General features: G+C 39.1%; 1 protein-coding gene and 1 pseudogene. One reads left to right on the top strand and one right to left on the bottom strand.

The features are described from left to right. Nucleotides 1-443: 443 nt before the first annotated feature. Nucleotides 444-596, bottom strand: a pseudogene (locus tag QM406_RS09765) (IS30 family transposase); the annotation flags it as partial. Between the two features lie 534 nt (nucleotides 597-1,130). Here QM406_RS09765 and QM406_RS09770 point away from each other — a divergent pair. Continuing rightward, a partial coding sequence (locus QM406_RS09770) for a YPDG domain-containing protein (protein WP_414274106.1) occupies nucleotides 1,131-7,950 on the top strand: 6,820 nt, incomplete at its 3' end.

Consider the following 7,950-nt stretch of genomic DNA (forward strand, 5'->3'; position numbering starts at 1 on the left):
CATATGATTCTTTCTAATGAGAGTTTGGTCGCTTTTCATTATAGATCTTATGGAACTTTTTTTCTACAACAAAATAGGCTCCATAATATCTATAGGGGATTTACCCACTACAAATATTATAGAGCCAGTATTGTTCGCTTTTTGGGCTCCTTGTCAACTGTAGTGGGTTAAATAAAAGCTAAAATATGGAGAGGGCAATCGTTGTCCTCTCCATATTTTAGGATAGTTATTAATCCATTTTTCGATAAATGCGACTTTTTTGGAAGTCGTTTCTTAAAGTTTATTGAAACAAGATATGAACAAAGAGGTTAGGAAAGTCAAAATAATTTTTAAAAATGTTTTAGAATCCGTAGTGTACTATTTTAAGTTCAATCTACTATAGCTCCCTTAGGTAACCATCTACGAATGAGTCAGTTGTGATTCTCATTAGTTCCCCTTTCCTAAGAGGCATAGGGATGTGTATAGTAGATATGCTCCTTAGAAAACACATCAGCCAAGCGGTTGAATTCGGCTCCATTGTCTGCCATGATGGAAAGAATTTGATGCTGTTTTAAGATGAGTTTTAGAGCTTAATTGACCGACTCAGCACTTTTATTTTGGGGGTATTGAGCACTTACCATTCGTTATCCTCGAGAAATGTATTGTACTATGAAACAACTAATACGATAAGCTACAACGGATTTATTCTACAGAAAGGAAAAACTCCAGTTTTATTTAGAAGGATAAAAGGTAAATAACTTATATACAATTTATTTCGAATTTTTTAAAATAAAACAAACTTTAAAGGCAAAAGAATACAAAAACAATAAAATGAAGCGCCGATAATAATGCCAATCGTTTGAGTGATATTTTAAATATGATTCATTTTTAATAGTTTGAAGAATGAAAAGTATCAAGATGATTCAATAATACCGAAGAAAATTAGAGGGTGAATCAAGTATAAATACTATATAAATGTTTTAGATGCATAAAAACTGAAAAAAGTTTGATTTAAGCGATAAATAGTTTGCATATTCCCAATAAAAAGTATAAAATTATACTTGGATAGCTTTGCCTGTGAATATAAACAATATGTAAATATAAACAATATGTGTTTCAGGTGAGCAAATTCAAAAAAAGGAGATAATAGAATGGATAAAAAATCATCCATGAGTCGTATTGAACGCCAAAAACGAGAAAAAGTTTTACGCTTTTCTATTCGTAAATATAGCTTTGGTGCGGCTTCAGTTGCTGTTGCAGCACTGATGTTTTTGGGTGCGCGCGTCGTTAGTGCGGATAGCGTAACACCTGTCGACCAACCTCATGTAGAGGCTTTAACTCAAGATACTAGTTCGCTAGCATCGCAGGATAAGGAAGAGCCTACTAGTTCTGTAAAAGTGGATACGGCTGTTGCAAGTCAGCTTGTGACACAGCTCCAAGATCAGCTTCACGTCAAGGAAACTGCGAATACAGATCTTTTAGTCAGTGCCAAGGAAGAACTTGTCAAGGCTGAACAGACTCTTGCTGATTCAAAAGTGAGTCAGGAAGAAGTGGATGCCTTGGCAGCTCGCTTGACCAATGTTTTGGACCAGCTACGAGCAGTGGAAATTCCTCAAGTCAAAGCAGATAAAAATGACGAAAGCACACAGGAAGTAACTTCGGAAATTAAGCCAGAAGTAGCGAAGCCAACTTCAGAAATTTCAGCTAAGTCTGAAGAAACTTCAGAAAATACCAATGCTGAGCAACTGGAAAAAGCTAAAGCTAGTCTCAAATTATCTATTGAACGTTTGGAGCAGACTATCGCCCAAACACCTGAGAATGACTTGACACGTGAAATCTTGGAGAAAGCTATCGCCCAAGTTGCCGTAGCCAAGTCTGCATTTGGTGGTGTAGAAGTTAGCCTTCGTGATGTTGAGGATATGAATCGTGTCATCAAACGTAACGAAAGCTCTGTTATGATCGCACGTAATCGTTTGACTTCAGGTTCTCATGATCCACGTAATGGTCAAAGTATGGGACAGGGAACAGGTTTTAGAGCAAATGGTCAAATTAATCAAGGTGCTTTAACCAATATCAAGTATTTTGCTTCTGTCGATCCGAAAGAGAACGGTGGGCAAAAAACAATAAATGATAATCCAGAATTCACTAAAAATAAGACTGATATTAAAGCAACCTATGTACAAGATAGCGAAGGAAAATGGATCGTCTATGATGTCTTCTTCAATAACGATGGAAAAAGGATGACAAAGGCTTCATATCAGCAAGAATATTATTTCCAAGCTCCTTTTAATATCATGCACTCGTCTAACACGGTGAAAGATTTGAGTTTTACACGTTACCAAAATACTGGTGGTAGAAGACTTTCTGATGGGTTCCAAGGCTTTACTCCATATGGAAATACAGCCTATATACCTACATCTAAAGTATGGGAACAGAACTATAATATCTTTAATGGTGATAAACGAACAATCTATGATCCATCTTCTGGGGTAACTCGTGATAACCAAAGATGGTCTGTCTTCAAAAACAACGAGAAAGACCCTGTCTTAAATACTCTTACAAAAAATAAAAACGGTGGCTATCCAGGGGCATCATATTATTTTGGAGTTAAGACTGGACAAGAAAGTTCCGATTATGCAATGCACATGCATGCCAAGGTTAGACTAAGAGATGATGTTACTGCTGAAGAAGCAGCTCAATATGGTCGTGTTTATGCAGCCTCAGTGACATACGGAAGAACTACTAATCAGTCCTATATTATGGGGGCAACAGGCACTAGTTTACAAGCAGACCCAGAGGCACCAAAAGACCCAATTCAAGGTTTAACAGTTACAAAAACAGTAGGAGATTACGCAGGAGACCCAATAAATCCTGTATCTTCAGGTTATGTTAAACATGGAAAAGACGGAACTTTCCCTTCAGGTATGAGCTGGAGTTGGGCAGGTGATAATTCACCAAGTACAGCGCAAGCCGGAGTATTCAAGTATACTTCTATTGCCACTTATAAAGACGGCTCTAAATCAACTGACGCTAATTCAGGTTCAGATGGAACAGTTACATTAATCGTTAAACCTAAAAAACCAGCTATTACAACAGCTGTTGCTAACAAAAAAGGTTTAACAGGTCAACAAATTACGGTTAATGTTGGAAGTGGAGTGCCAAACGGTTCGACAGTTAACCTTTACGATGGTGATACAGTTATCGGAACTGGAACAACTAATGGAGAAACTGCGACAGTTACAGTTACAGGAGCTCTACCAGGAAAACCTATTACAGCTGCAACAGTTGTAAATAATGGTGGAACAGTAACTTCTGATAAAAGTGAGCCAGTTACTCCAACAGAAGCACCAGACACACAAGCTCCAACATTAGAAATTTCACCAGCTAAGCAAACAGTAGTTGAAGGACAAACTGTAACATTCACAGTAACAGCAAGAGATGATAAACATGTTAATCTTAATGCTGATGATTTCACAACAAAATATGGTAGTAGATTGGTTAATTCACAAGCTAGTGCAACTAACGTGAAAGATACTGATACCGAAAAAGTAAGAACTATTACGATTACAACAACAGCAGAAGATGTTGGTAAGACTAATACAATTACTTTTAAAGCTACTGATAATGCAGGCAATAAAGCTAATGATGTAACATTTACTTTCGAAGTAACGCCGAGTGACAAGATTCCACCAACAATTGCAGCGGAAAGCGCGACAGTAACTAAAAACGAACCAATCACGCCAATTCCAGTAACAGCTGTAGATAATACAGGTGGGGTTGGAATGCGCGATAATAATCCAATAGAGGTAAGCAATTTACCACAAGGATTGAAATATGAAAAGGGTCAAATTACAGGAACTACGAACGCTAAGACAGGTTACTATACTGTAAAAATCAAAGCATATGATAAAAATAATAATGCTTCAGAAAAATCAATCAGAATTACTGTTCAAGATCAAGCTGACAAATACAATCCAACAGGCGATTCATTGACAGTAAACCAAGGTCAAGCAATTACAGATGAAGCAGTAAAAGCAAAAGTACAAAACTTTGGCCCTGGAACATTAACAGTAGAAAGCAAACCAACTTCAACTGCAACAGCAGGAGATGCAGGTAATGCTGTAGTTAAAGTTACATATCCAGATGGATCAAGTGATACTGTAAATGTACCAGTTACAGTAAAAGACGTAACAGGCCCAACAATTACAGCAGAAAGCGCAACGGTAACTAAAAACGAACCAATTACTCCAATCCCTGTAACAGCTGTAGATAATACAGGTGGTGTTGGAATGCGTGATAATAATCCAATTCAGGTAAGCAATTTACCACAAGGATTAAAATACGAAAATGGCCAAATTACAGGAACTACGAACGCTAAGACAGGATTCTATACTGTAAAAATTACAGCGTACGATAAGAACAATACGCCATCAACAAAAACAATAAGAATCACTGTTCAGGATCAAACTGACAAATACAATCCAACAGGCGAAACATTAACAGTTCCGTATAACCATAACATTACAGATGATGAAGTGAAGGCAAAAGTACAAAACTTTGGTCCAGGAACTTTAACGGTAGAAAGCAAACCGTCAACAAAAACATCAGGTAATGTAGGAAATGCTGTAGTTAAAGTTACATACCCAGATGGTTCACATGATACAGTAAATGTTCCAGTAGTCGTAGGACGTCCAAATAAAGATGATTACACACCTAAGTATGACGATGGAAGTGGCAAACCAGGAACATCAGTAGAGATTCCAGTAAAAGAAGCGAATGGTAAGAAAATTCCAGATGGAACAACTTACACAAGTGGCACACCAGGAATCACAGTAGATAAAGATGGTAAAGTCACTGTAACCATTCCAGCAGATAAGACTCCAGGTGAAGAAGTAACAGGAAAAGTTCTCGTAAGATACCCAGATGGATCAGAAGAAGAAGTCCCTGTAAAAGTAACAGTAACTAATCGTGATAAAGATGATTACACACCTAAGTATGACGATGGAAGTGGCAAACCAGGAACATCAGTAGAGATTCCAGTAAAAGAAGCGAACGGTAAGAAAATTCCAGATGGAACAACTTACACAAGTGGCACACCAGGAATCACAGTAGATAAAGATGGTAAAGTCACTGTAACCATTCCATCAGATAAGACTCCAGGTGAAGAAGTAACAGGCAAAGTTCTCGTAAGATACCCAGATGGATCAGAAGAAGAAGTACCTGTAAAAGTAACAGTAACTAACCAAGATAAAGATGATTACACACCTAAGTATGACGATGGAAGTGGCAAACCAGGAACATCAGTAGAGATTCCAGTAAAAGAAGCGAATGGTAAGAAAATTCCAGATGGAACAACTTACACAAGTGGCACACCAGGAATCACAGTAGATAAAGATGGTAAAGTCACTGTAACCATTCCAGCAGATAAGACTCCAGGTGAAGAAGTAACAGGCAAAGTTCTCGTAAGATACCCAGATGGATCAGAAGAAGAAGTACCTGTAAAAGTAACAGTAACACCACCAGAAAAACTTACACCAACACTAGAGTTGGATCAAGATCCTAATACAGGTGACGTTACAGTAACACCGAAGAGACCAGATGGCTCAACATACCCACCAGGAACTAAGGTAGAAATTCCAAGTAAAGATAAAGATGGAAACCCAACTACAATCACAGTCACAATTGGCGACAATGGTTCAGGTGAAGTACCAAATAGTGAATTACCAGAAGGAAAAGTCCCAGGAACAGGTAAGATTACAGAACCAGGTAAACCAACGGAAGAAGTTCCAGTTGAAACACCAGCACATAAGACACCAACATTAGATGTTGAACAAGATCCTAAGACAGGTGATGTAACAGTAACACCGAAGAGACCAGATGGCTCAACATTCCCACCAGGAACTAAGGTAGAAATCCCAGGTAAAGATGGAAACCCAATCACTGTTACAATTGGTGAAGATGGTAAAGGTAAAGTACCAAATGACAAACTTCCTAAGAAAGATGTCCCAGGTACAGGTAAGATTACTGAACCAGGTAAACCAGCTGTTGAAGTTCCAGTAACAACACCAGGTAAGGTAACACCAAATACCCCAACAACTGAAACACCAAGTGAGATTGAAATCACACGTAAACCAAATGGTGATGCGATTGTAACGCCTAAGAAACCAGATGGAAAACCATACCTACCAGGAACTACGGTAGAAATTCCAAGTAAAGATAAAGATGGAAACCCAACTACAATCACAGTCACAATTGGCGACAATGGTTCAGGTGAAGTACCAAATGACAACCTTCCTAAGACAGATGTCCCAGGTACAGGAACAGTAACCGAACCGAACAAGAAACCATCACAACCGGTAGATGTAACAACACCAGCTCGTAAGACACCAACAGTAGATGTTGAACAAGATCCTAAGACAGGTGACGTTACAGTAACACCTAAGAAACCAGATGGTTCAACATTCCCACCAGGAACTAAGGTAGAAATCCCGGGTAAAGATGGTAACCCAATCACTGTTACAATCGGTGAAGATGGTAAAGGTAAAGTACCAAACAGTGACCTACCAGACGGTAAAGTACCAGGTACAGCTAAGATTACTGAACCAGGTCAACCAACAGTTGAAGTTCCAGTAGAAACTCCAGCTAAGGTAACACCAGCAACACCAACAACTGAAACACCAAGCGAGATTGAAATCACACGCAAACCAAATGGTGATGCAGTAGTAACACCTAAGAAACCAGATGGTTCAACATACCCACCAGGAACTAAGGTAGAAATTCCAGGTGAAAATGGAACACCAATCACTGTAACAATTGGCGACAATGGTTCAGGTGAAGTACCAAATGACAACCTTCCTAAGAAAGATGTTCCAGGTACAGGTAAAGTAACCGAACCTAACAAGAAACCATCACAACCAGTGGATGTAACAACACCAGCTCGTAAGACACCAACAGTAGATGTTGAACAAGATCCTAAGACAGGTGACGTTACAGTAACACCTAAGAAACCAGATGGCTCAACATACCCACCAGGAACTAAGGTAGAAATCCCGGGTAAAGATGGTAACCCAATCACTGTTACAATTGGTGAAGATGGTAAAGGTAAAGTACCAAACAGTGAATTACCAGAAGGAAAAGTACCAGGAACAGGTAAGATTACAGAACCAGGTAAACCAACGGAAGAAGTTCCAGTTGAAACACCAGCACATAAGACACCAACATTAGATGTTGAACAAGATCCTAAGACAGGTGATGTAACAGTAACACCGAAGAGACCAGATGGCTCAACATTCCCACCAGGCACTACGGTAGAAATCCCAGGTGAAGATGGAAACCCAATCACTGTTACAATTGGTGAAGATGGTAAAGGTAAAGTACCAAATGACAAACTTCCTAAGACAGATGTCCCAGGTACAGGTAAGATTACAGAACCAGGTCAACCAGCAGTTGAAGTTCCAGTAGAAACTCCAGCTAAGGTAACACCAGAAACACCAGTAACTGAAAAACCAGGTAAGATTGAAATTACTCAACAACCAAATGGAAATGCGATTGTAACACCTAAGAAACCAGACGGTTCAACATACCCACCAGGAACTACGGTAGAAATTCCAGGTGAAAATGGCACACCAATCGAAGTTACAATTGGCGACAATGGTTCAGGTGAAGTACCAAATGACAACCTTCCTAAGAAAGATGTCCCAGGTACAGGAACAGTAACCGAACCTAACAAGAAACCATCACAACCAGTAGATGTAACAACACCAGCTCGTAAGACACCAACACTAGATGTTGAACAAGATCCTAAGACAGGTGAGGTTACAGTAACACCTAAGAAACCAGATGGATCAACATACCCACCAGGAACTAAGGTAGAAATCCCAGGTAAAGATGGTAACCCAATCACAGTCACAATCGGTGAAGACGGTAAAGGTACAGTACCAAACAGTGAATTACCAGACGGTAAAGTACCAG

Source organism: Streptococcus infantis (genome assembly GCF_047465035.1).
Classification (GTDB): domain Bacteria; phylum Bacillota; class Bacilli; order Lactobacillales; family Streptococcaceae; genus Streptococcus; species Streptococcus infantis_T.